The 21,048-nt window shown below is 61.8% G+C and carries 25 protein-coding genes; 14 read left to right on the forward strand and 11 right to left on the reverse strand.

All coding sequences use genetic code 11. The features are described 5' to 3' along the window. Positions 1 to 109: 109 nt before the first annotated feature. Positions 110 to 562: a GFA family protein gene (locus EEQ99_RS29005; RefSeq protein ID WP_028757882.1), complete on the forward strand. Its 453-nt coding sequence runs from the start codon at positions 110 to 112 to the stop codon at positions 560 to 562. Positions 563 to 566: 4 nt separating this feature from the next. Here EEQ99_RS29005 and EEQ99_RS29010 read toward each other — a convergent pair whose 3' ends face one another. The 4 genes from EEQ99_RS29010 to tenA all read right to left on the reverse strand — a co-directional run bounded on the left by EEQ99_RS29010 (position 567) and on the right by tenA (position 3,762). Next, entirely contained in the window at positions 567 to 866 is a 300-nt protein-coding gene (locus EEQ99_RS29010) for a CcdB family protein (protein WP_097543152.1), read from the reverse strand. Further along, positions 866 to 1,096: a type II toxin-antitoxin system CcdA family antitoxin gene (locus tag EEQ99_RS29015; RefSeq protein ID WP_047617515.1), complete on the reverse strand. Its 231-nt coding sequence runs from the start codon at positions 1,094 to 1,096 to the stop codon at positions 866 to 868. Before EEQ99_RS29015 ends, EEQ99_RS29010 begins: the two co-directional genes overlap by 1 nt. A 58-nt stretch (positions 1,097 to 1,154) precedes the next feature. Continuing rightward, entirely contained in the window at positions 1,155 to 2,987 is a 1,833-nt protein-coding gene (gene lepA / locus EEQ99_RS29020) for a translation elongation factor 4 (protein WP_028757881.1), read from the reverse strand. Positions 2,988 to 3,063: 76 nt separating this feature from the next. Further along, positions 3,064 to 3,762, reverse strand: coding sequence for a thiaminase II (gene tenA / locus EEQ99_RS29025; RefSeq protein WP_127431540.1), 699 nt, complete (start codon positions 3,760 to 3,762; stop codon positions 3,064 to 3,066). 138 nt (positions 3,763 to 3,900) lie between these two features. Here tenA and EEQ99_RS29030 point away from each other — a divergent pair, with 138 nt between their 5' ends. Both EEQ99_RS29030 and EEQ99_RS29035 read left to right on the forward strand, forming a co-directional pair. Beyond that, positions 3,901 to 4,470: a helix-turn-helix domain-containing protein gene (locus tag EEQ99_RS29030; protein ID WP_127431541.1), complete on the forward strand. Its 570-nt coding sequence runs from the start codon at positions 3,901 to 3,903 to the stop codon at positions 4,468 to 4,470. Between the two features lie 23 nt (positions 4,471 to 4,493). Continuing rightward, positions 4,494 to 5,012 carry a GNAT family N-acetyltransferase gene (locus EEQ99_RS29035; protein ID WP_028757878.1) on the forward strand — a complete coding sequence of 173 codons (519 nt, stop codon included), beginning with the start codon at positions 4,494 to 4,496 and terminating at the stop codon, positions 5,010 to 5,012. 15 nt (positions 5,013 to 5,027) lie between these two features. Here the strand turns inward: EEQ99_RS29035 and EEQ99_RS29040 are convergent, their stop codons facing one another. After that, positions 5,028 to 5,639 (reverse strand): HAD family hydrolase, encoded by a 612-nt coding sequence (locus tag EEQ99_RS29040; protein WP_047617519.1) that lies wholly within the window; start codon positions 5,637 to 5,639, stop codon positions 5,028 to 5,030. Between the two features lie 135 nt (positions 5,640 to 5,774). Here EEQ99_RS29040 and EEQ99_RS29045 point away from each other — a divergent pair, with 135 nt between their 5' ends. The 3 genes from EEQ99_RS29045 (at position 5,775) to EEQ99_RS29055 (ending at position 8,442) form a co-directional block, all read left to right on the forward strand. Then, the gene (locus EEQ99_RS29045) at positions 5,775 to 6,800 is read left to right on the forward strand and encodes a histone deacetylase family protein (RefSeq protein WP_127431542.1); all 1,026 of its coding nucleotides are present in this window, start codon (positions 5,775 to 5,777) and stop codon (positions 6,798 to 6,800) included. A gap of 9 nt (positions 6,801 to 6,809) precedes the next feature. After that, a complete protein-coding gene (recX, locus tag EEQ99_RS29050) occupies positions 6,810 to 7,361 on the forward strand; it encodes a recombination regulator RecX (RefSeq protein WP_127431543.1) in 552 nt (183 codons plus the stop codon). A 169-nt stretch (positions 7,362 to 7,530) separates the two neighbouring features. Next, positions 7,531 to 8,442 (forward strand): EamA family transporter, encoded by a 912-nt coding sequence (locus EEQ99_RS29055; RefSeq protein ID WP_097543158.1) that lies wholly within the window; start codon positions 7,531 to 7,533, stop codon positions 8,440 to 8,442. Between the two features lie 21 nt (positions 8,443 to 8,463). Here EEQ99_RS29055 and EEQ99_RS29060 read toward each other — a convergent pair whose 3' ends face one another. Further along, the gene (locus tag EEQ99_RS29060; RefSeq protein ID WP_028757873.1) at positions 8,464 to 8,931 is read right to left on the reverse strand and encodes a group III truncated hemoglobin; all 468 of its coding nucleotides are present in this window, start codon (positions 8,929 to 8,931) and stop codon (positions 8,464 to 8,466) included. 171 nt (positions 8,932 to 9,102) lie between these two features. On the opposite strand from EEQ99_RS29060, the gene mbfA reads away from it, so the two are divergent. After that, positions 9,103 to 10,086: an iron exporter MbfA gene (gene mbfA, locus EEQ99_RS29065; protein WP_028757872.1), complete on the forward strand. Its 984-nt coding sequence runs from the start codon at positions 9,103 to 9,105 to the stop codon at positions 10,084 to 10,086. A 159-nt stretch (positions 10,087 to 10,245) separates the two neighbouring features. Here the strand turns inward: mbfA and EEQ99_RS29070 are convergent, their stop codons facing one another. Both EEQ99_RS29070 and EEQ99_RS29075 read right to left on the reverse strand, forming a co-directional pair. Continuing rightward, a complete protein-coding gene (locus EEQ99_RS29070) occupies positions 10,246 to 10,845 on the reverse strand; it encodes a transglutaminase-like cysteine peptidase (protein WP_028757871.1) in 600 nt (199 codons plus the stop codon). 165 nt (positions 10,846 to 11,010) lie between these two features. Next, positions 11,011 to 11,835, reverse strand: a complete 825-nt coding sequence (locus EEQ99_RS29075; protein ID WP_127431544.1) for an alpha/beta hydrolase — start codon at positions 11,833 to 11,835, stop codon at positions 11,011 to 11,013. A gap of 177 nt (positions 11,836 to 12,012) precedes the next feature. Between EEQ99_RS29075 and infC the strand changes: the two genes are divergently transcribed. From infC to pheT, 5 genes are all read left to right on the forward strand, one after another. Continuing rightward, positions 12,013 to 12,549: a translation initiation factor IF-3 gene (gene infC, locus EEQ99_RS29080; protein ID WP_080759946.1), complete on the forward strand. Its 537-nt coding sequence runs from the start codon at positions 12,013 to 12,015 to the stop codon at positions 12,547 to 12,549. A 327-nt stretch (positions 12,550 to 12,876) separates the two neighbouring features. Beyond that, complete coding sequence (gene rpmI, locus EEQ99_RS29085; RefSeq protein ID WP_003570998.1) at positions 12,877 to 13,080, forward strand: 50S ribosomal protein L35; 204 nt, start codon at positions 12,877 to 12,879, stop codon at positions 13,078 to 13,080. A 38-nt stretch (positions 13,081 to 13,118) separates the two neighbouring features. Continuing rightward, positions 13,119 to 13,523 carry a 50S ribosomal protein L20 gene (rplT, locus tag EEQ99_RS29090; RefSeq protein ID WP_027682113.1) on the forward strand — a complete coding sequence of 135 codons (405 nt, stop codon included), beginning with the start codon at positions 13,119 to 13,121 and terminating at the stop codon, positions 13,521 to 13,523. Positions 13,524 to 13,672: 149 nt separating this feature from the next. Beyond that, positions 13,673 to 14,755, forward strand: a complete 1,083-nt coding sequence (pheS, locus tag EEQ99_RS29095; protein WP_063474843.1) for a phenylalanine--tRNA ligase subunit alpha — start codon at positions 13,673 to 13,675, stop codon at positions 14,753 to 14,755. A 16-nt stretch (positions 14,756 to 14,771) separates the two neighbouring features. Beyond that, positions 14,772 to 17,207, forward strand: a complete 2,436-nt coding sequence (pheT, locus tag EEQ99_RS29100; RefSeq protein ID WP_127431545.1) for a phenylalanine--tRNA ligase subunit beta — start codon at positions 14,772 to 14,774, stop codon at positions 17,205 to 17,207. 55 nt (positions 17,208 to 17,262) lie between these two features. On the opposite strand, the gene EEQ99_RS29105 is transcribed toward pheT, so the two are convergent. Together EEQ99_RS29105 and EEQ99_RS29110 are read right to left on the reverse strand one after the other, a co-directional pair. Further along, the gene (locus EEQ99_RS29105) at positions 17,263 to 17,622 is read right to left on the reverse strand and encodes a nuclear transport factor 2 family protein (RefSeq protein ID WP_028757866.1); all 360 of its coding nucleotides are present in this window, start codon (positions 17,620 to 17,622) and stop codon (positions 17,263 to 17,265) included. Between the two features lie 90 nt (positions 17,623 to 17,712). After that, positions 17,713 to 18,708, reverse strand: a complete 996-nt coding sequence (locus tag EEQ99_RS29110) for an aldo/keto reductase (RefSeq protein WP_063474841.1) — start codon at positions 18,706 to 18,708, stop codon at positions 17,713 to 17,715. A gap of 124 nt (positions 18,709 to 18,832) precedes the next feature. Here EEQ99_RS29110 and EEQ99_RS29115 point away from each other — a divergent pair, with 124 nt between their 5' ends. Beyond that, positions 18,833 to 19,741 (forward strand): LysR family transcriptional regulator, encoded by a 909-nt coding sequence (locus tag EEQ99_RS29115; RefSeq protein ID WP_047617531.1) that lies wholly within the window; start codon positions 18,833 to 18,835, stop codon positions 19,739 to 19,741. Positions 19,742 to 19,774: 33 nt separating this feature from the next. Here EEQ99_RS29115 and EEQ99_RS29120 read toward each other — a convergent pair whose 3' ends face one another. Beyond that, complete coding sequence (locus EEQ99_RS29120) at positions 19,775 to 20,272, reverse strand: YciE/YciF ferroxidase family protein (protein ID WP_028757863.1); 498 nt, start codon at positions 20,270 to 20,272, stop codon at positions 19,775 to 19,777. Between the two features lie 150 nt (positions 20,273 to 20,422). Here EEQ99_RS29120 and EEQ99_RS29125 point away from each other — a divergent pair, with 150 nt between their 5' ends. Further along, entirely contained in the window at positions 20,423 to 21,040 is a 618-nt protein-coding gene (locus tag EEQ99_RS29125; RefSeq protein ID WP_048338480.1) for a hypothetical protein, read from the forward strand. Positions 21,041 to 21,048 lie beyond the last annotated feature (8 nt).

Here is a 21,048-nt window from a genome sequence, read left to right on the forward strand (position 1 = left end):
GCTCGACAAGGCCACCCATTTCGCGGCGGCCTTGCCGTCCGCAGTGGCCTTGTCATCTCGACAGCGGCGAAAGCTCCGCTAGATCAAAGGGCAAAACGGGAGGAAAATCATGAGCGAACTGAATCTACCCATGCAAGGCGGCTGCCGTTGCGGCCAGGTGCGGCTGAAGATCAGCGCCCCGCCGCTGCTGACCATGGCCTGCCATTGCACGGGCTGCCAGAGGATGACCGCGAGCGCCTATTCGCTGAGCGCCGCCATTCCCAGCGAAGGCTTCGAGGTCACAAAAGGCGAGCCGGTGATCGGCGGCCTGCACGGCGTTACGAAACATTATTTCTGCCCGCATTGCATGAGCTGGATGTTCACCCGGCCGGAAGGCATGGACTGGTTCGTCAATCTGCGCGCAACCATGCTCGACGACCCAAGCTGGTTCACGCCCTTCATCGAGACATGGACAAGCGAGAAGCTGTCCTTCGCCGAGACCGGCGCGGTGCACAGCTACGCGGCGCTGCCGGAGATGAACGCCTATGAGGGGCTGGTGAAGGAATATATGGGCAGGGGGTGAACGCTCAAAAGCCCTGGAAGAGAAAATCTACGGCGCTGGTGATGGCATCGCTTTTGCCCGATAGATCTGCGACTATTTTTCCTATTTCCGCCGTCGGGATCGATGCCATGCGCTGGGTGGCCATGACATAGGTTTCACCCTCGATGGCAAAGCGTGGGTTCAGTCGCGAGATCGACCAGCTCAGCTCTTGCACCGGATGCAGCGGGACCATGACTCGCGAAGGCAGATCGTCAAGCAGATTGGCTTGAAGATCGATGGCCAGGACATTCCCGCTTTTAAGGCGATAGACGTGAAAGCGTGCCATTAAAACTGACGGTATTTGGCGAATGGCAAGCCGTGCTTTTCAACATATTCGTTTTCCAGCCGGATAGCCTCGGCGTTCTCGATACGCCATAGCCGCTCGCGCTCGGCCTTTATTGCCTGTGCGATGCCATCTTCCGCCGCCCGAGATATGTTAATCTGGAGTTCGCGCGCCTGGGAGAGGAGACCTTCATCGAGGGACAGGTTTGCTGCTTTTCTTGGTCGCTGAGCCACAGCGATCTCCTCAATTTTATGCGCAGATCATATGCGCATAAAATGTCGTTGAGAAGCGTTATTCGTCGCCCATCTTCAGAGCAGCAATAAAGGCTTCCTGCGGAATCTCCACCTTGCCGAACTGGCGCATGCGTTTCTTGCCGGCCTTCTGCTTGTCGAGCAGCTTGCGCTTGCGGGTGGCGTCGCCGCCGTAGCATTTCGCGGTCACGTCCTTGCGCAGCGCCGAGATCGTCTCGCGGGCAATGACGTTGCCGCCGATCGCCGCCTGGATCGGGATCTTGAACATGTGCTTCGGGATCAGCTCCTTGAGCTTCTCGCACATGTCGCGGCCGCGCTTTTCGGCGGCCGTCCGGTGCACCATCATCGACAGCGCGTCGACCGGCTCGCCGTTGACGAGGATCGACATCTTCACGAGGTTGCCCTCGCGGTGGTCGGTCAGCGCATAGTCGAAGGAGGCATAGCCCTTGGAGATCGACTTCAGCCGGTCGTAGAAATCGAAGACGACTTCGTTGAGCGGCAGGTCGTAGGTCAGCATCGCGCGCGTGCCGACATAGGTGAGCTCGATCTGGATGCCGCGCCGGTCCTGGCAAAGCTTCAGGATGCCGCCGAGATAATCGTCCGGCGTCAGGATCGTCGCGCGGATCCACGGCTCATGGATTTCGGAGATCTTGACGACATCGGGCATGTCGGCCGGATTGTGCAGTTCGCGCTCCGTGCCGTCGGTCATGTACATCTTGTAGACGACGGAGGGTGCGGTGGCGATGAGGTCGAGGTCGAACTCGCGCTCGAGCCGTTCCTGGATGATTTCGAGATGCAGCAGGCCGAGGAAGCCGCAGCGGAAACCGAAGCCGAGGGCGGCCGACGATTCCATTTCGAAGGAGAAGGAGGCGTCGTTGAGGCGAAGCTTGCCCATGGCGGCGCGCAGATCCTCGAAATCGGCGGCATCGACCGGGAACAGGCCGCAGAACACCACCGGCTGCGCCGGCTTGAAGCCCGGCAGCGCTGCGGCCGTTGGCCGCTTGTCCTCGGTGATCGTATCGCCGACGCGGGTATCGGCCACTTCCTTGATCGAGGCGGTGATGAAGCCGATCTCGCCGGGGCCGAGGCTGTCGACAGTGACCATCTTCGGTGTCAGCACGCCGACGCGCTCCACCTGGTATTTTGCATCGGTGCCCATCATCCGCACCGTCTGGCCCTTGGTCAGCACGCCGTCGATGATGCGCACGAGAACCATGACGCCGAGATAGGTGTCGTACCAGCTATCGACGAGCAGCGCCTTCAGCGGCGCCTTGTCGCCGCCCGGGCTCTTCGGCGCCGGCAGCTTGTGGACGATCGCTTCCAGCACATCGGGAATGCCCAGGCCGGTCTTGGCCGAAATCAGCACCGCCTCCGAGGCGTCGATGCCGATCACTTCCTCGATCTGTTCCTTGATGCGGTCGGGTTCGGCGGCCGGCAGGTCGATCTTGTTGAGGACGGTGACGATCTCGTGGTTGTTGTCGATCGCCTGATAGACATTGGCGAGCGTCTGCGCTTCGACGCCCTGGCTGGCGTCGACGACGAGCAGCGAACCCTCGCAGGCCGACAGCGACCGCGAGACTTCATAGGCGAAGTCGACGTGGCCGGGCGTGTCGATCAGGTTGAGAATGTATTTCTCGCCATTGTTTGCCTGGTAGTGCAGGCGCACGGTCTGGGCCTTGATGGTGATGCCGCGCTCGCGCTCGATATCCATATTGTCGAGCACCTGCTCGGACATTTCGCGCTCGGCAAGCCCGCCCGTCGTCTGGATCAGGCGGTCGGCCAGCGTCGATTTGCCGTGGTCGATATGGGCCACGATCGAAAAATTGCGGATATGGGAAAGCGGAGTGGTCGAATTGGTGCTCATGCGCGCCATATAGCAGCGCCGTCCCTTGCCGCAAAGCGGTAATTAGCCCGCTGTTTACGCTATTTTGCAGCTTATCGGACGCGTGTCAGACCGGCCACGTCTCCAGCCGCCAGGCCGAATCCCAGAACATCCATTCATATTGCGAGGCCCGCACGAAGACATCGGTCATCTGGGCACGCTCCACCGGCGATGCGGCGCGGGCGGCGATGTCGGTCAGCGCGATCACTTCACGGGCGCCGGCGGCAAATTGCGGATCGCCATAGGTGTTGATCCAGGCCTGGAAGGCATTGCCCTCGATAGCAGGCCGGTTCTTGATCGCTTCGCCAACGTGCCAGTAGATCCAGAAGCAGGGGAGGATGGAGGAAAGCGCAACCGCGTAGGAACTGTGGTAGGCGGTGGCAAGCAGGAAGTTGGTATAGGCAAAGCCCGCAGGGGAGGGTTCTGCGGCTGAAACATCCGCCGACGTGATGCCGAACTGGGTGAGGAAGCCGGCATGCAGGCCCTGCTCGACGGTAATGGCCTTCTGCGCCGAACCGAGGAAGCGCAGCACCTGCGCATTGTCGGGCGCCTTGGCCGCAACGATGGCGAGGCATCGCGCATAATGCTTCAGGTAGAGCGCGTCCTGCAGGATATAGTGCCGGAAGACCTCCGGGGGCAGCGTGCCGTCCGAAAGGCGCTGCAGCAGCGGCAAGGCCTCGATTTCAGCCATAACAGGGGCGATCCTGTCCCAGGCGGCAGCTGTGAAGCTTCCCGTCAGGTCCGGGCTCTGCGTGCTGGCGTCCATCATTGTCTCCTATCCTCGATTGCGCCGTCATATATCGACGCTGCCGTGGTGAAAGCAAGGCGGGTTTCGCCGCGCGAGGAGACTTGATTCCATCATCGGATAATGTATTTCTCTTATAGTAGAATCATGGATTGAGAGATGGAACCGGAACTCGAACAGGCGATCGGCATCCGCATCCGCACGCTGCGGCTCAAAAAAGGTCTGACGCTGGATGATCTTGCCGCGGCCTCCGGCGTCAGCCGCGCGATGATCTCGCGCATCGAGCGGGCGGAGGCGAGCCCGACCGCTTCGCTGCTGGCAAGGATCTGTGCGGCGCTCGGCCTGTCGCTGTCGGCCTTCTTCGCGGAGGAGGGACAGCAGGCCTCGCCGCTTGTTCGCCGGCAGGAGCAGCAGGTCTGGCGCGACCCGGAGACCGGTTATATTAGGCGCTCCATCTCCGCACCCGGCACTGCCTCCGATGTCGATATCGTCGAGGTCGAATTCCCCGCTGGCGCGCGTGTCAGCTTTCCCCCGCATGCCGCCTCCCACGGCATGACGCAGCATATCTGGCTGTTCGATGGCGAGCTGGAAATGACGGCGGGTGAAACGGTCTACCGGCTGCGGCCGGGCGATTGCCTGTTCATGCCGGTCGGCGAGGGTCACGTCTTCCACAATCCCGGCAACGCGCCGGCGCGTTATTGCGTCGTGCTCGATCGCGGCGGCCGATAACAGCATCTATTCAGGAGAGCAGCATGCCCGATATTCGTACCCTTTCCGCCGACGAGGCCCGGGCCGCCGTGCCGGCGCTGTCGCAGGTGCTGGCCGATTGCGTCGCAGGCGGCGCCTCCGTCGGCTTCATGCAGCCCTATGGGCCTGAAGATGCCGAGCCCTATTGGCGCGATGTCGCCGATGCCGTCGCCTCCGGCGGCAACCTGTTGCTGGTCGCCGAACTCGACGGCAGGATCGTCGGGACCGTGCAGGTGGGCGCCGCGCAGATGCCGAACCAGCCGCATCGCGGTGATCTGAAGAAGCTGCTGGTGCATCGCTCGGCCCGCGGCAAGGGCCTCGCCCGGCTGCTGATGGATGCCGCCGAGCGCGAGGCGGCCAAGCGTGGCAAGACCCTGCTCGTCCTCGATACGGCAACCGGCAGCGATGCCGAGGCGATCTATCCGCGCCTGGGCTGGCAGCGTGTCGGCGTCATTCCCGATTATGCGCTGTGGCCGGAAGGCGGCTTCTGCGCCACCACCCTGTTCTACAAGCGGCTTGCCTGATTGCGCCGGCCTCGCTCAGGCCGGCCTGGCGAAGACGGGAAGCGCGCCGCCAAGCGTCGCGCCCGCCGTCCATTGCGCAGCATTCCAGCCGAACTGCCGCGCCGCTTCGATATTTTCGGCCATATCGTCGATGAAGGCGATTTGGCCGGGCGCCACGCCGGCGCGTTCGGTCGCCAGCCGGAAGAAATCGGGCGAAGGCTTGCTGTGCCCGAGTGCTGCGGAATAGATGATGTCGTCGAAATGCGCGTCCAGGCCGGCCTGCTCCATCAGATAGCGCGCCCGCCTATGCTCCTGGTTGGTCGCCAGGAAAAGGGTGATGCCGCTTTGCCGGAGGATAGCGAGCTCTTCCAGCAGATTGCGGTCGAGGCGGGAATCGTTTTCGAACCAATAGTCGATCAGCGTTTCGGCGCTGAGATGCGGCGCGATCTTTGCGAGCACGCCGGTGAGCCTGGGTTCCAGCGCCGCGCGGCCGACAATGATCTCACGCCAGTGGGTCTGAAAGAATTCCTGCTGCAGCAGGTCGACACGCAGGCCGAGATCGCGCTCCAGATAGGTGAAGTGCGGCAGCCCGTCGGTCGGTCGACCATGAATGAGCACGCCGTCGACATCGACCATCAGCACTTTCATGCGGAAAATTTCCTCGTTCTCAAAACACCGGCGAAGGTGGCGTCATATAGCTTGACGATCAAGAGCGCCGTTCCGCTTTTTTGTCGCGGCCGAGCCGTGTAAGTCTCGATTGTCAATCAAGGGGCAGGATCTGAAATGCGCGTCATCTATTCCGAAGACCACAAGCTGCGCGATGCCAAAACGGAACTGCATGCCGGCCAACTGGTGACGCCCTTCGAGGCGCCGTTCCGTGCCGAATGGATCCTGGCGGCGGTCAAGGAGGCGGGCTTTACCGACGTGGTGGCGCCCGATGCGCACGGGTTGGAAACGGCGCTGAAGGTGCATGATCCCGCCTATCTGGATTTTCTCGCCAGCGTCTGGGATCGCTGGGTGGCCGCCGGCTTCACCGGCGAGGCGATCGCCAATTCCTTTCCCGTTCGCCGCACCAGCCAGCGCGTGCCCGACAATATCGTTGGCGCGATCGGCCATTATGCCAATGCCGCCGACACCTCGATCACCAAGGGTTCCTACGAGGCGGCGATCGCCTCCATGCGCTGTGCCGTCACCGGCGCCGACTGGCTGGCTGAGGGCAATCGTTTCGCCTTTTCGCTCTGCCGCCCACCCGGCCACCATGCCGGCATCGATCTCTTCGGCGGCTACTGCTTCATCAACAATGCCGGCGTCGCCGCACAGCGGCTGCGCGACCATGGTGCGTCGAAGGTCGCGGTGCTGGATGTCGATTTCCATCATGGCAACGGCACCCAGGATCTCTTCTATCACAGAGGCGATGTCTTCACCGCCTCGCTGCATGGCGATCCCATGCATGCCTTTCCCTATTTCCTCGGCCATGCCGACGAGGAAGGCGAGGGGGAGGGCGTTGGTGCCAACCGCAACTATCCAATGCCACCGGGCACGCCCTTTGATGTCTGGTCTTCGGCGCTAAACGATGCGCTGGCGCGGGTCAAAGACTTCGGCGCCGAGGCGATCGTCGTGGCGCTCGGGGTCGATACCTTCGAGCGCGATCCGATCTCCTTTTTCAGCCTGACCTCCGATGATTTCACCCGCATGGGCGCGATGATATCAGCCGCCGGCCTGCCGGTGCTGGCCTGCATGGAGGGCGGTTACGGCGTGCCGGAAATCGGCCTCAACGTCGCCAACGTCCTCAAGGGTCTGGAAGCCTGATCACTGCCGATGACTGACGCGACTGTTCCTTCCGACATCCCGACACCCCGCATGCTGAGCTGGGCGCGCAATTCCGCCATCTATCGCCTGGAGCGGCGGATGATGACGGAAAAGCAGCTGTTTGACGCCATCACCCGCAAGGCGAAGGAGAAATTCGAAGATATCAGCGCGGCGCAACTCAAGGCCGTTGCCGATTTCGCCGTCAAATTTGCCTATGACAACAAGGTGCTCGACGATAGCGCCTATGCGGAGATCAGCACCCGCTCTGCCGTGCGCGGCGGCAAATCGAAACGCGCGATCGCCCAGAAACTTGCCGTCAAGGGCGTCTCCAGCGACAAGGTCGAGGCAGCACTTGAGCAGGCCGACGATCTCTATGCGGCCGCGATATTTGCCCGCAAACGCGCCTTCGGCCCTTTCCGCCGGGTCGAGCTCGACGACAAGCGAAAGGCTAAAGAGCTTTCAGCCTTCGCCCGCAACGGCTTCAGCTTCGACATCGGCAGGAGGGTCTTCGACATGAGCTTCGAAGACGCCGAAGAAGTCATCCTTGCTGGCCGCCGGTGATATTGCATCACCATCGGCGATCGCCTGGTTAAAGCGTGAACTCGATCTCCCGCATCACCTGTCGTTTCCTGGCATTCCCCAGCATCAGCGCTCTTGATCCCGGCATGAAAAGTTTGAATTTGGTTCTCCCCCGTCTTCGGCTTAGAACCGCGCCAGGATCGGGGGCCACATGGACATCAAGACTATCGAGACCGGGACGGATGGCGCAGCTTTGATGCCGCAGCCGGGTATGGCGTCGTCTTCGGGCGGCCTGGCGGCCGGTGTCGCGATGTGCCTGATGTCGATGTCTTCGATCCAGTTCGGCGCGGCGCTGTCGTCCCCGGCCATTGCGATCTATGGCGTTGCCGGCGCCACCTGGCTGCGGCTTGCTTTCGCGGCGATCATCCTGGCCGTTGTCGTCAGGCCTTCACTCCTGCGTTATAGCGGCGCCCAGTGGCGGGCGACCCTGCTGCTCGGCACGACGACCGCCGCAATGACGCTGTGTTTCTTCGCGGCGATCCAGCGGCTGCCGCTCGGCCTGGCGATCGCCATCGATTTCCTCGGGCCGCTCTCGGTCGCCGTCTTCGGCTACGGCCTGACCTGGCGCCTGCTCTGGCCGTTGATTGCTGCGGCCGGCATCCTCTTCCTCGCCCATGACGGCGAAGGCTGGGTCGGCAATCTCCCCGGCGTCCTCTTCGCTCTCGGCTCGGCTGTGGGATGGGCGGTCTATATCCTGCTGACGAAGAAGGTCGGGGCTGCCTTCAAGGGGCTGGAAGGCCTGTCGATGTCGCTGATCGTTGCCGGCCTCGTCGCAACCCCCTTCGGCCTTGCCGAGACAGGCGGCGCCTTCACGTTGAAGGGGCTGGCGGAGGTTCTCGGCCTCGCCATCCTCGTACCGCTCTTGCCCTATGCGCTGGAGATGGTGGCGCTGCGGCGCATGCCGTCGGCCTCCTTCGGCATCCTGATGAGCCTCGAACCGGCGCTCGGCGCGCTCGCCGGCTTTCTGATCCTGGCCCAGCCGATGACCGCGCTGCAGATGCTGGGTACCGCGCTCGTGGTGGCGGCCAGCGCCGGCGCCACCGCCTCGGCGGCGAAAACTTAGCATAAAGATTTAGAATATAGATCAGGCGGGTGTGCGCTTGGGATCGTCGAGCGCCGGATTGTAGAACAGCGAAAGCGTCAGGCTCTTGGCGATCCGCTCCGCCGTCGCCATGAACCAAGCCTTGGCCTCCGGCGATGGAGCGATGTCGTCCAGCGTTGCGGCAAACAGCGACAGCCATTTCGGAAAGAGCTCAGGCGTCAGGTTTGCAACACCTGTATGCGCCTGCACCGGCTTGCCGCCATAGGCGCCGCTGCGGAAGGCGACGGCCGACCAGAAGCTCTTCATCTTCGCCATATGCTGCGGCCAGCGGCCGGATAGCCTGGCGTCGAACACCGGGCCGAGATCGGGATGCGCCAGCACGCGGGCGTAGAAAGTCTCGACCAGCCTGTCGATGAAGGCCTCGTCGACGCCCATTTCCCGCATTTCGGCCTCCGCCCTTTCGCGGATCGCCGCGATATGGGCGGGGCGGCCCTGAATGTCATTGTCCATTCGAAAACCCCGGCGCCGCGTGATGCGGCAGCCCTCATATAGGTGTTTATCGCAACGAGCCAAAGTCGTCCGTGCCCGCTTGCGGCAATCTGTCAGCATCCTTTCCCACGCCCTTGACCGTCATCGCCTGCTTCTTTAGATTTAGAATAATTCTAAATTTTGGAGAAAGTCATGCTGGCGCGATTTTTCAGATCCTCGAAACGATCTTTCGAATCACTGTCCGAGCAGGAGATCCTTGCCCTCGGGATTGCCTCCGAGGAAGACGATGCCCGCATCTATCTCGCCTATGCCGACAGGCTGCGCCGCGAATTTCCGGCTTCGGCCAAAGTCTTCGAGGATATGGCCGAGGTCGAGGATACGCATCGCAAGTCGCTGATCGAAATCCATCGCCAGCGTTTCGGCGAGCGCATTCCGCTGATCCGGCGCGAACATGTGCAGGGCTTCTACGAGCGCAAGCCCGACTGGCTCCGGGCAAATCTTTCGCTGGACGCGATGCGGCAGGAATCCGAGGCGATGGAGGAGCAGGCCTATCGTTTCTATGTCGAGGCGGCAAAGCGGACCTCGGACGCCTCGACGCGTGAGCTTCTCGGCGATCTCGCCCTTGCCGAACAGGGGCATGAAGATATCGCCCGCATGCTGGGCGACAAACATACGCCTGAAGACGTCAAGCGCGGCGAGGACGAGACCGTGCATCGGCAATTCGTGCTGACCTATGTGCAGCCGGGTCTTGCCGGGTTGATGGATGGTTCGGTCTCGACGCTGGCGCCGATCTTCGCCGCCGCCTTTGCCACGCAGGATACCTGGCAGACCTTTCTCGTCGGCCTGTCGGCCTCCGTCGGCGCCGGTATCTCGATGGGCTTCACCGAAGCCGCCCATGACGACGGCAAGATTTCCGGCAGAGGCTCGCCGGTCAAACGCGGCCTTGCCTGTGGCATCATGACCGCGCTCGGCGGCCTCGGCCACGCGCTGCCCTATCTGATCCCGCATTTCTGGACGGCGACGATCACCGCCGCCATCATCGTCTTCTTCGAACTCTGGGCCATCGCCTTCATCCAGAACCGCTACATGGAAACCCCCTTCCTGCGCGCCGCCTTCCAGGTGGTGCTCGGCGGCGGTTTAGTGCTCGGCGCGGGGATATTGATTGGCAACGGGTGAGTTGCGATCGGCGAAGCCGAGCAATCGATTCAGCGAATCGATCGCAGCGACGAACGCCCTGAGCCCAAAGCGAAGGGCCGGGAGACGGTGTGGCATCCCAAACCAACAAAACGAAAAAGGCCGGCAAACCGCCGGCCTTTCCATATTCTCTGTTGACCCTTAGCGCAGCGCGCCGACCAGAACGTCGCGGCCGTTCTCGATGGTGACCCAGCGGCCGGAATTGTAGCTCGACTGGCGCTTGACGAAGGAATAGGGCGTGCCGAACCACGGCTTGACTTCGGAGGCGAGGTTGTCGAGCACGAAATCGCCCTCGGCGGTGCGCAGCGTCAGCACGGCATGGCCCTCACCATCCGGCTTGCGCACGACGGTCATCAGCAGGTCGGCGGCTGAAAAGCCGCGCTGGATCAGCATGCGACGCTTCAGCAGCGCGAAATCCTCGCAGTCGCCGGCGGTGGTCGGATAGGCCCAGACTTCGTCCTTGCCGTAGATTTCCTTGTCGGTCATCGGCGTGATCGTGCGGTTTACCGTGGCGTTGACCGAACGCACCAGCGACCACTTTGCCGGGGTCATTTCAACCGGGCCGGCGTTGCGGTTTGCGCCGCATTCATTGCGGTGGATCTGACAGAAATCATAGTGCCCGATGGGCTGTGAAGTGGCATTGCCCGTTACCATTGAAGCATTTCTGCTTGGGGCCGGTATGGCGGCCGTTGCCATCGCAAATACGGCCATCATGGCCACAAAGACACCCTTGATCCGCACGCCCGCTCTTTCCTTGCATCGCCCCTTATTTATTAACAAAGTGTTAATGGAGAGGGCCGGAAAGAGTCAATCGTTACTTATTGGGAGGACCTTGCGACCCGCCGACATGGTTAAAATGCAACGGGTTGGGAACCTGCATCAGGCGAATTTATACGCCGATGCCCTTCAGGCGGGCATCTGCCTATTTGTTGATGAACGGATGATGCCTTTGACGGCGCTCAAGAGAAGCGCGATATCGCCGGGGCGCGACAGGCGGTGGTCGCCGTCGCGGATGAAGGTCAGCACCACGTCGTCGGCGGGAAGGTGTTCGACCAGTTTCATCGCATGTGCATGCGGCACGTCGGGGTCCTTCATGCCCTGGAGGATGTGCACCGGGCAGCCTGTCTCGATGATGCCGTCGAGCACCCGGTTTGCGCGGCCGTCCTCGATCAGCGCCCTGGTATAGATATTCGGCTCCGGGCTGTATGGCGAACGCTCTTCGAAATAACCGCGCTCGGTTAGCGACTTGCGCTCCTTGGCCTTGAGGTTCGGTTCGATCAGCTCGGAGGTGAAATCGGGTGCGGGTGCGATCAGCACCATGCCTGCAAGCTTTGGGCCGCCTTGCCGCGCAAGCTCCTGCGCCAGCCTGAGCGCGATCCAGCCGCCCATCGAGGAGCCGACGAGGATCACCCGATCGGGGGCGATATGGTGGATGACGGCAAGCGCCTCCTCCAGCCAGCGCGAGATCGTGCCGTCGCCGAAGCTGCCGCCGGAAAGTCCGTGGCCGGAATAGTCGAGGCGGATGCAGGCGACGCCCAGTTCCGCCGCCAGCCCGTCGAGTTCCACCGCCTTGGTGCCGCTCATGTCGGAGCGGTAGCCGGACAGCCAGACGAGCGTCGGCGCGCCATTGCCGGCCTGCGCCGGGCGGACGATCATGGCGATCTCACGCGCTGCTTCGCCCTCGCCGACCGTCAAGAACTGCGGCTGGGCATCGGGCATCTGATCGGACATCGGCGAAACTCCTATTGTTTTGGCCTATAAAACAGATTCTTGGCAGGCTGACAGCGGGTGATTTTTCCGCTAAAGGATGATATTGACTCCGTTGCAGCGATGACGCGACACGTTTGTGCACCCTGATTGGGAGCGCGATGCTGCAACGTTCCGAAACAACGCGAGGAGAATACGACCATTCGCAGACCTTTTAAAACCGACGCGCCCGTGAAGGACGGACCGCGCTCGAACCGTGAAATCCGCATTCCCAAAGTTCAGCTGATCGCGGCTGACGGACAGAATATGGGCGTCGTGCCTACCGACCAGGCCTTGAAGATGGCGGAAGAAGCCGGCCTCGATCTCGTCGAAATTTCCCCCAATGCCGAACCGCCGGTGTGCAAGATCCTCGATCTGGGCAAGCTGAAATATGCCAACCAGAAGAAGGCTGCCGAGGCGCGCAAGAAGCAGAAGATCGTCGAAGTCAAAGAAATCAAGATGCGCCCGAACATCGACACCCATGATTATGAGGTGAAGATGAAGGCGATGGGTCGCTTCTTCGATGAAGGCGACAAGGTCAAGGTGACGCTGAAGTTCCGCGGCCGTGAAATGGCCCACCAGGAACTCGGCATGAAGCTTCTGCAGCAGGTCAAGGCCGATACGATCGAGTTCGCCAAGGTCGAAGCCGAGCCCAAACTTGAAGGCCGTCAGATGATGATGGTGCTGGCGCCGAAGTAAGCGCCAGGCACTTTTTCGCCCAAGGCCGTCCGCAAGGGCGGCTTTTGCGCTTTCTGCCCTTATTGCTTCAAGAAGGGTGTTTTCGGAGGTTGCGAAGATTCCTCCGCGGCCCCGTTGCACTTTCAGGACGCTGCGGTTATAAGCGCGCGTCCGAACTGACCGGCAGGGCATGCCGTGGCAGTTTCGAATGCTTGCGGAACGGTTCGTCGCCGATGCCGCGGATCAACAACAAACGCTCCCGCACCTTGTTGCGACGGCCGGAGAACCGGACTTCGCGAGAAGGGCTTTTTTGATAAAGCGCGCAGGGAGGACAGAAGGAGTAGCAAAATGCCCAAGATGAAGACGAAGTCCTCTGCCAAAAAGCGGTTCAAGATCACCGCAACCGGCAAGGTTAAGGCTGCCGCTGCCGGCAAGCGCCATGGCATGATCAAGCGTACCAACAAGTTCATTCGCGATGCACGTGGCACCATGGTTCTCGCAGAACCGGATGGCCGCAAGGTTATCAAGAATTACCTGCCGAACGGTCTCTGAGACTCGTCCGCGAACGCTAGATTTAAGGAGATCATGATATGGCACGTGTAAAAAGAGGCGTCACCTCTCACGCCAAGCACAAGAAGGTTCTGAAGGCCGCAAAGGGCTTTTACGGCCGCCGCAAGAACACCATCCGTACCGCCAAGGCCGCTGTCGACCGTTCGAAGCAGTACGCCTACCGCGACCGCAAGGTCAACAAGCGCAACTTCCGTGCGCTTTGGATCCAGCGCATCAACGCCGCTGTGCGCGAATTCGGCCTGACCTACGGCCGCTTCATCGACGGCCTGAACAAGGCTGGCATCGAAGTCGACCGCAAGGTTCTCTCCGACATGGCGATCCACGAGCCGGAAGCATTCGGCGCGTTGGTCAACGCTGCCAAGAAGGCTCTTGAGTATCTCAAGGAAGCCGGCACGGCGAACGAGTTTGAAGGCGCGGTCAAGTAACCAGCGCTTCCCAAGCTTTGAATTTTTGATTTTGGGAAACCCGCGCTGGTTTGGGCTAGCGCGGGTTTTTCTTTCTTTATATTCCTGGCGCCGGCCGGCGCCGCCTGCCTCCCGATCGCCCGCCTGATACTGGACGGAAAGAAGTGACAATGTCAGATATCGACCAGCTCAACGCATCGCTGCTCGCCGAAATCGCCGCCGCCAATGACGAGATGGCGCTCGAAGCCGTGCGCGTTTCCGCCCTCGGCAAGAAGGGCTCGATCTCCGAACTCCTGAAGACGCTCGGCGCCATGACGCCGGAAGAGCGCCAGACCAAGGGCGCGGCGATCAACGTTCTGAAGAATGCGGTGACCGAGGCGCTCGCCGCCCGCAAGACAACGCTCAAGCAAGCGGCGATCAATGCCCGGCTGAAGGCCGAGACGGTCGACGTCAGCCTGCCGGTGCGCTCTTCGCCGGCCGAACGCGGCCGCATCCATCCGATCAGCCAGATCGTCGACGAGATCACCGCGATTTTCGCCGACATGGGCTTCTCGATCGCCGAAGGTCCCGACATCGAGACCGATTATTACAATTTCACCGCGCTGAATTTTCCCGAAGGCCATCCGGCCCGCGAGATGCACGACACCTTCTTCTTCAACCCGGATGAGAATGGCGAGCGCAAGGTGCTGCGCACCCATACCTCGCCGGTGCAGGTGCGCACCATGGAGACGCAGAAGCCGCCGATCCGCATCATCATTCCCGGCAAGACCTATCGCCAGGACAGCGATGCCACGCATTCGCCGATGTTCCATCAGGTCGAAGGCCTGGTCATCGACAAGAAGGCCAATGTCGCCAATATCCGCTGGGTGCTCGAGGAATTCTGCAAGACCTTCTTCGAGGTCGACAGCGTGACGATGCGTTTCCGCCCGTCCTTCTTCCCGTTCACCGAGCCATCCTTTGAGGTGGATATCCAGTGCGACCGTTCCGGCCCGATCGTCAAATTCGGCGAAGGCACCGACTGGATGGAGATCCTCGGCTGCGGCATGGTTCACCCGAACGTGCTGCGTTACGGCGGCCTCGATCCGGACGAATATCAGGGTTTTGCCTGGGGCATGGGCCTCGATCGCATCGCCATGCTGAAATACGGCATGCCCGACCTGCGCGACTTCTTCAACGCCGACGTCCGCTGGATGACGCATTACGGCTTCCGCCCGCTCGACATGCCGACGCTGTTCGGCGGCCTCAGCGCTTGAACGGAGAATTGGGACGATGAAATTCACGCTCTCCTGGCTGAAAGAGCATCTGGAAACGGATGCCGGCCTCGATGAAATCTGCACGCGCCTCACCGAAATCGGGCTGGAGGTCGAGGATGTCGACGACAAGGCGGCATTCAAGCCCTTCGTCATCGCCAGAGTTGTCTCGGCGGAAAAACATCCGCAGGCCGATCGCCTGAAGGTGCTGATGGTCGACACCGGTTCCGGCGCGCCGGTGCAGGTCGTCTGCGGCGCGCCGAATGCGCGCGCCGGTCTCGTCGGCGCCTTCGCAGCACCCGGAACCTATGTTCCCGGCATCGATGTGACGCTCGCCGTCGGCAATATCCGCGGCGTCGAAAGCCGTGGCATGATGTGCTCCGAAAAGGAGCTTGAGATTTCCGACAGCCACGATGGCATCATCGATCTGCCCGAGGATGCGCCGGTCGGTCAGAGCTATGCGGCTTATGCCCATCTCGACGATCCGGTCATCGAGATCAACCTGACGCCCAACCGGCCGGATTGCACCTCGATCCACGGCATCGCCCGCGATCTCGCCGCTTCCGGCCTTGGCACGTTGAAGACGCGGCCCGCACCGTCCTTCGCCGTCGAAGGCGAGACGCCGGTGAAGCTGACGCTCGATCTCGACGATCTCAAGCTTTGCCCGGGCTTTGCGCTGCGCCTGGTGCGTGGCGTCAGGAATGGCCCAAGCCCGCGCTGGATGCAGCAGCGGTTGATCGCCATCGGGCTGCGGCCGATCAACGCGCTTGTTGATGTCACCAATTACATGACCTTCGATCAGGGCCGGCCGATCCACGTCTTCGATGCCGCCAAGATCAACGGCAACCTGACCGTCCGCCGCGCCGTCGATGGCGAGACGGTGCTGGCGCTCGACCAGCGCGAATACAAGCTCTCGCCGAACAACGTCGTCATCTCCGATGACGATGGCATCGAATCGATCGGCGGCATCATGGGTGGTGAACATTCCGGCTGCGACGAAAACACCGTCGACGTGCTGATCGAATCCGCTCTCTGGGACCCGATGAACATCGCCAAATCAGGCCGCAGCCTCGGCATCATCACCGATGCCCGCTACCGCTTCGAACGCGGCGTCGATCCGGAATATATGGTCCCCGGTCTCGAACGCACGACGGAATTGGTCCTGGAGCTGTGCGGCGGCACGGCTGCCAAGGCCGAGGTCGTCGGCTACGAGGGTTACCAGCCGAAGATCGTCGATTTCCCCTATTCCGAGGTCAAGCGCCTGACGGGCCTCGACGTTTCGAATGACGAAAGCGACACGATCCTCACCCGTCTTGGTTTCAAGGTTCTTGGGAATAGCGATATCGGCTCTTCGTCTGTCCGAGTCGCCGTTCCGTCCTGGCGTCCCGATGTCGACGGCAAGGCCGATCTCGTCGAGGAGGTCATGCGCATTCACGGCGTCGACAATATCAAGCCGGCGCCGCTCGAAAGCCATGCGGCCGTCAACGGCAAGATCCTGACGACGCTGCAGATCCGCACCCGCCTCGCCAAGCGGGCGCTGGCGGCGCGCGGCATGCTCGAAGCCGTCACCTGGTCCTTCATTCCGGAAGACCAGGCCAAGCTGTTCGGCGGCGGTTCGCCTGCCCTCAAGCTTGCCAACCCGATCGCTGCCGAAATGTCGGATATGCGTCCCTCGCTGCTGCCGGGCCTCTTGACCGCTGCCCAGCGCAATGCCGACAAGGGTTATGCCGACGTCGCCCTGTTCGAGGTCTCCGGCACCTATGAGAACGACAGGCCGGACGGCCAGCGCCGGGTGGCCGGCGGCATCCGCCGCGGCACGGCCTCGCTTGCCGGCGCAGGCCGCGCCTGGTCGAACGCCGCCAAGGGCGGCGGCAAGCCGGTCGATGTCTTCGACGCCAAGGCCGACGCGCTCGCCGTCATCGAAGCCTGCGGCCTGCCGATGGGCAATATCCAGATCGAGCAGGGCGGGCCGGAATGGTATCATCCGGGCCGCTCCGGCACGATCAAGATGGGGCCGAAGGTCGTGCTCGGCTATTTCGGCGAATTCCATCCGCTGACGCTGGAAGCGCTCGATGTCTCCGGCGCGCTCTGCGGCTTCGAAGTCTATGTCGACGCCATGCCGGACGCCAAGCGCAAGGCGACGCGCACCAAGCCGGCGCTCGAACTGTCGCCCTTCCAGGTGGTGCGGCGCGACTTCGCCTTCGTCGTCGACAAGACTGTTGAAGCCAGCGCCATCGTCAAGGCGGCGACCGGCGCCGACCGCAAGCTGGTGACCGGCGTCAATGTCTTCGACATTTTCGAGGGCGCATCGGTCGGCGACGGCAAGAAGTCGGTGGCGATCGAGGTTCAGATCCAGCCGGTCGAGCGCACGCTGACGGATGAGGATTTCGAGGCGCTGACGCAGAAGATCGTCGCCAGCGTCACGAAATTCACCGGCGGCGTCCTCAGAAGCTGAGCTTTACAGCCTTCGACAAAAGACAATGGACCGGTCGCGATAGCGGCCGGTCTTTTCACAGATGCAGATGGAAGAGTTTGCTGACGATCATCCAGCGGCCGTCGATCTTCAGCAGCGAGAGATAGTCGGTAAAGCGCATTCCGGCGAAATCGTCGGTCACCTTGACGCTTGCCGCATCGCCTTCGACATCGACGCTCTGGATATCCATGTAGGGCTGCGTGCCGGGCGGCGCCGGCTCCTCCGCCAGGATCGCAGCGATGAACTCGTCCCGCGTCAGCCATTCGACGGCATTCTCATAATGACCGATGATCGCGCTTTGCGGATGAAAGGCCTTTTTCAAGGCTGCCTCATTGGCGAAGGCCATGCCTTCGACATAGAGATGAACCGTCTGTTCGACTGCCTGCCTGTCCGACATGTTTTCATCCCGTTCTCCGAGATGGCGTTAGATAGTTTCGCCAATCCCGAAGACAAGCCCGGCCGGTTGCATCAGGCCGGGCTTGCCCGCTCACAGGTTTGTCATCGCAAGCGAGGCGTCCGAATAACGTTTGCCGGCAACCTGCCCGGCCGGGATGATCTCTTCAAGCCGCGCAAGTTCCGCCGGGCTGAGCACGATATCGGCGGCCGCGGCGTTCTGTTCGAGATGGTGAAGCTTGCGGGCGCCGGGGATCGGCACGATGTCGTCGCCCCGGCTTAACACCCAGGCCAGCGCCAGTTGCGCCGCCGTCACGCCCTTTTCGCCGGCAAGCCGCTCGAGTGTTGCGACGAGGGCGGCATTGGCGTCGAAATTTTCCGCCTGGAAGCGCGGCACCTGGCGGCGGAAATCGTCCGCGTCGAGATCCTCCGCCTTGCGGATCGCTCCGGTCAGGAAGCCGCGGCCAAGCGGACTGTAGGGCACGAAGCCGATGCCGAGTTCGCGGCATGTCGCAAGCACCTCCTCTTCGGGATCGCGCGTCCAGAGCGAATATTCGCTCTGCAGGGCGGCAATCGGATGGACCGCATGGGCGCGGCGGATGGTGGCGCTGCCGGCTTCCGAAAGCCCGAGGGCGCGGACCTTGCCTTCCCTGACCAGTTCCGCCATGGCGCCGACGGTCTCCTCGATCGGCACGTTGGGGTCGACCCGGTGCTGGTAGAGGAGGTCGATGGTCTCGATGCCGAGGCGTTTCAGCGAGGCCTCGGCGACATCACGCACATGCTCGGGGCGGCTGTCGACGCCGGTGATGGCAGCGGTGCCCGGCTTGCTGGCATCGATCTTGAAGCCGAATTTGGTGGCGATCACCACGCGGTCGCGGAACGGCTTCAGCGCTTTGCCGAGAAGAACCTCGTTGGTAAAGGGGCCGTAGACCTCGGCGGTGTCGAAGAAGGTGACGCCGAGATCGATGGCGCGATGCAACGTCCTGATCGATTCCGCATCGTCGCTGGCGCCATAGGCAAAGCTCATGCCCATGCAGCCAAGGCCGACGGCAGAGACCGTCAGTTCGTTTCCGAGTTTCCGGGTTTTCATGATGCGCTCCTTTTGAGCTGATTGTGAACCGCTTGATCGCTTGCGGTACGGGCAGACCATATTCCTGGCGCATCAATCAGAAAATACATGCAGTTTCTAACAGGCTGTTCTATCATTTCGATCAATGAACAGAACACAGCTCTCGCAACTCGCCGTTCTTGCCGCCGTCTCGGAACATCGCAGCTTCCGAGCTGCGGCGAAGGAACTCCTCGTCGCGCCCTCGGCCGTCAGCCATGCGATCTCCAGCCTCGAGGAAAGTCTGGGTGTCAGGCTTCTGGCGCGCACCACCCGCAGCGTCGCGCCGACCGAGGAGGGTCGCCTGCTGCTCGAAAGACTGCGGCCGGCGCTCGAAGAGATCGGCATTGCCTTGGAGGCCGTCCGCGACACGCGCGGCAAGCCCGCCGGAAATCTGCGCATCACTGCGCCGCGTTTCGCCTCCGATATCCTGCTTGCCCCTCGCCTCGGCGACTTCCTCAACCTCTATCCCGATATCACTTTGGAGATCGCCAACGAGGACGGCTTCACCGATATCGTCAAGGAGGGTTTCGATGCCGGCATCCGGCTGGAGGAGAGCCTGGAGGCCGATATGATCGCGGTCAGGATCTCTCCCCATCTGACGACGGTGATTGCCGCTTCGCCCGATTATTTCGAGCGCTATCCGAAACCGGAGCACCCGCGCGATCTCGTCCGTCACCGCTGCATCAAGCGGCGCTTCACCAATGGCTCGATCTATCGCTGGGAATTCGAGAAGGATGGGCAGGAACTGGTCGTTTCGGTCGACGGGCCGCTGATCGTCAGCGAGGATCGCCTCGCCTTGCTGGCAGCGCTGAACGGCGCCGGTCTTGCCTATCTCTTCGACATGCGGGTGCACGCCGAGCTGGCGGCCGGCAGTCTGGTGCGGGTGCTGGAGGATTGGTGCGCGCCCTATCCCGGCCCGTTTATCTACTATCCCACCCGGCGGCAGATGCGCCCGGCACTGCGCGCCTTCATCGATTTCTTCAAGCTTGCCGAGAAGGATTCGGGCGGCCGATAAATATTGGGACAGCCGCCCGTTGGCATCATGTCATCAGGCAGCTTTCGCCTTCTGGTTTGCTGCTGTCGTGGCGAGCTGGGAGAGGGTCTTGTCGGTGGCCGTTTCTTCCTGCAGCGTCTGGTCGAGCAGGCGGACGGCATCCTTGAGGCCGAGCGTTGCGGCCCAGGTCTTCAGCGTGCCGTAGCGGGCGATTTCATAATGTTCGACGGCCTGGGCAGCCGAGATCAGACCGGCATCGAGGGCCGATGTGCCCTTGAATTCCTCCATGATTTCTTCGCCCTCGGCCAGAATGCCCTGGATCGCCTCGCAGGTTTTGCCCTGTGCGCGTTTGCCGATCAGTTCGAAAACCTGCTGCAGCCGCTCGACCTGAGCTTCGGTTTCCTCACGGTGTTTTTCGAAGCCCGCCTTCAGTTCGGTGGATTGTGCGGCGCGCGCCATCTTTGGCAGGGCGCGCAAAATCTGCCGTTCGGCAAAGTAGATGTCCTTGAGTGTGTCGTGGAATAGATCTTCCAACGTCTTTTCCTTGGCCATTTTCTCGATCCTTGTTTTGGGAAAAACCGCGAATGCGGCGACACATTAAGAAGCGAGGATCGCGCTAATTGTTCCCGATCGATTTCGGGTGGACTGGAAAAGGGCTCCAGGCGATGATTCCGGCCATCGGTATGGGAGGAAGATAACGTCATGCGAAAGCCGGGTTCGATGAAGGGGCTGGAAGATCTTGGCCGCGTAAGGCTGTCGCAAAACTTCTTCCTTCGCGATTTCCTGCACTCCGAAATCGCCGATTTCTACCGCATCCCCAACATCCCCGAGGATCCCGATCTGGCGATCGAGGCAGGCAAGAGGCTCTGCGAGGAATTGCTGGAGCCGCTGCAGGCGACGTTCGGGCGCCTGCATATCCGCTCCGGCTATCGCTCGCCGGGGGTGAACAGGTTTGGCAACGAGAACAATCTGAACTGCTCGACCAATGCCGCCACATCAGCGCATCACATCTGGGATATGAGGGATTTTGACGGCTGCATGGGTGCTGCGGTCTGCATTGTCGTGCCATGGATGCTCGACCGCTACCGCGATGAAAGCGACTGGCAGCGGCTCGCCTGGTGGATTCACGACCACCTGCCTTATGCCTCGCTCTGCTTCTTCCCGAAGCTCTGGGCCTTCAATATCCAGTGGCACGAACGCCCGAAGCGGGTGATCCAGAGTTATGTCAGGCCACGCGGCATCCTCACCAAACCGGGCATGGCCAATTGGGAAGGCGATCACGCCGCTGTCTACGAAGGTTTTCCCCCGCTCAGAAACTGATGCCCCGC

Source organism: Rhizobium anhuiense (assembly GCF_003985145.1).
GTDB classification, from domain to species: domain Bacteria; phylum Pseudomonadota; class Alphaproteobacteria; order Rhizobiales; family Rhizobiaceae; genus Rhizobium; species Rhizobium anhuiense.

Excerpts from the sequence above, each read along its gene's own strand:
- EEQ99_RS29005 (WP_028757882.1), top strand. The coding sequence starts at position 110 with ATGAGCGAACTGAATCTACCCATGCAAGGCGGCTGCCGTTGCGGCCAG.
- EEQ99_RS29120 (WP_028757863.1), bottom strand. The coding sequence starts at position 20,272 with ATGGCCAAGGAAAAGACGTTGGAAGATCTATTCCACGACACACTCAAG.
- EEQ99_RS29075 (WP_127431544.1), bottom strand. The coding sequence starts at position 11,835 with ATGTCCGATCAGATGCCCGATGCCCAGCCGCAGTTCTTGACGGTCGGC.
- EEQ99_RS29030 (WP_127431541.1), top strand. The coding sequence starts at position 3,901 with ATGGAACCGGAACTCGAACAGGCGATCGGCATCCGCATCCGCACGCTG.
- EEQ99_RS29040 (WP_047617519.1), bottom strand. The coding sequence starts at position 5,639 with ATGAAAGTGCTGATGGTCGATGTCGACGGCGTGCTCATTCATGGTCGA.
- EEQ99_RS29125 (WP_048338480.1), top strand. The coding sequence starts at position 20,423 with ATGCGAAAGCCGGGTTCGATGAAGGGGCTGGAAGATCTTGGCCGCGTA.
- mbfA (WP_028757872.1), top strand. The coding sequence starts at position 9,103 with ATGCTGGCGCGATTTTTCAGATCCTCGAAACGATCTTTCGAATCACTG.
- EEQ99_RS29055 (WP_097543158.1), top strand. The coding sequence starts at position 7,531 with ATGGACATCAAGACTATCGAGACCGGGACGGATGGCGCAGCTTTGATG.
- EEQ99_RS29010 (WP_097543152.1), bottom strand. The coding sequence starts at position 866 with ATGGCACGCTTTCACGTCTATCGCCTTAAAAGCGGGAATGTCCTGGCC.
- EEQ99_RS29060 (WP_028757873.1), bottom strand. The coding sequence starts at position 8,931 with ATGGACAATGACATTCAGGGCCGCCCCGCCCATATCGCGGCGATCCGC.
- EEQ99_RS29105 (WP_028757866.1), bottom strand. The coding sequence starts at position 17,622 with ATGTCGGACAGGCAGGCAGTCGAACAGACGGTTCATCTCTATGTCGAA.
- EEQ99_RS29045 (WP_127431542.1), top strand. The coding sequence starts at position 5,775 with ATGCGCGTCATCTATTCCGAAGACCACAAGCTGCGCGATGCCAAAACG.
- EEQ99_RS29110 (WP_063474841.1), bottom strand. The coding sequence starts at position 18,708 with ATGAAAACCCGGAAACTCGGAAACGAACTGACGGTCTCTGCCGTCGGC.
- tenA (WP_127431540.1), bottom strand. The coding sequence starts at position 3,762 with ATGGACGCCAGCACGCAGAGCCCGGACCTGACGGGAAGCTTCACAGCT.
- EEQ99_RS29115 (WP_047617531.1), top strand. The coding sequence starts at position 18,833 with ATGAACAGAACACAGCTCTCGCAACTCGCCGTTCTTGCCGCCGTCTCG.
- pheT (WP_127431545.1), top strand. The coding sequence starts at position 14,772 with ATGAAATTCACGCTCTCCTGGCTGAAAGAGCATCTGGAAACGGATGCC.
- lepA (WP_028757881.1), bottom strand. The coding sequence starts at position 2,987 with ATGGCGCGCATGAGCACCAATTCGACCACTCCGCTTTCCCATATCCGC.
- rplT (WP_027682113.1), top strand. The coding sequence starts at position 13,119 with ATGGCACGTGTAAAAAGAGGCGTCACCTCTCACGCCAAGCACAAGAAG.
- recX (WP_127431543.1), top strand. The coding sequence starts at position 6,810 with ATGACTGACGCGACTGTTCCTTCCGACATCCCGACACCCCGCATGCTG.
- pheS (WP_063474843.1), top strand. The coding sequence starts at position 13,673 with ATGTCAGATATCGACCAGCTCAACGCATCGCTGCTCGCCGAAATCGCC.
- EEQ99_RS29035 (WP_028757878.1), top strand. The coding sequence starts at position 4,494 with ATGCCCGATATTCGTACCCTTTCCGCCGACGAGGCCCGGGCCGCCGTG.
- rpmI (WP_003570998.1), top strand. The coding sequence starts at position 12,877 with ATGCCCAAGATGAAGACGAAGTCCTCTGCCAAAAAGCGGTTCAAGATC.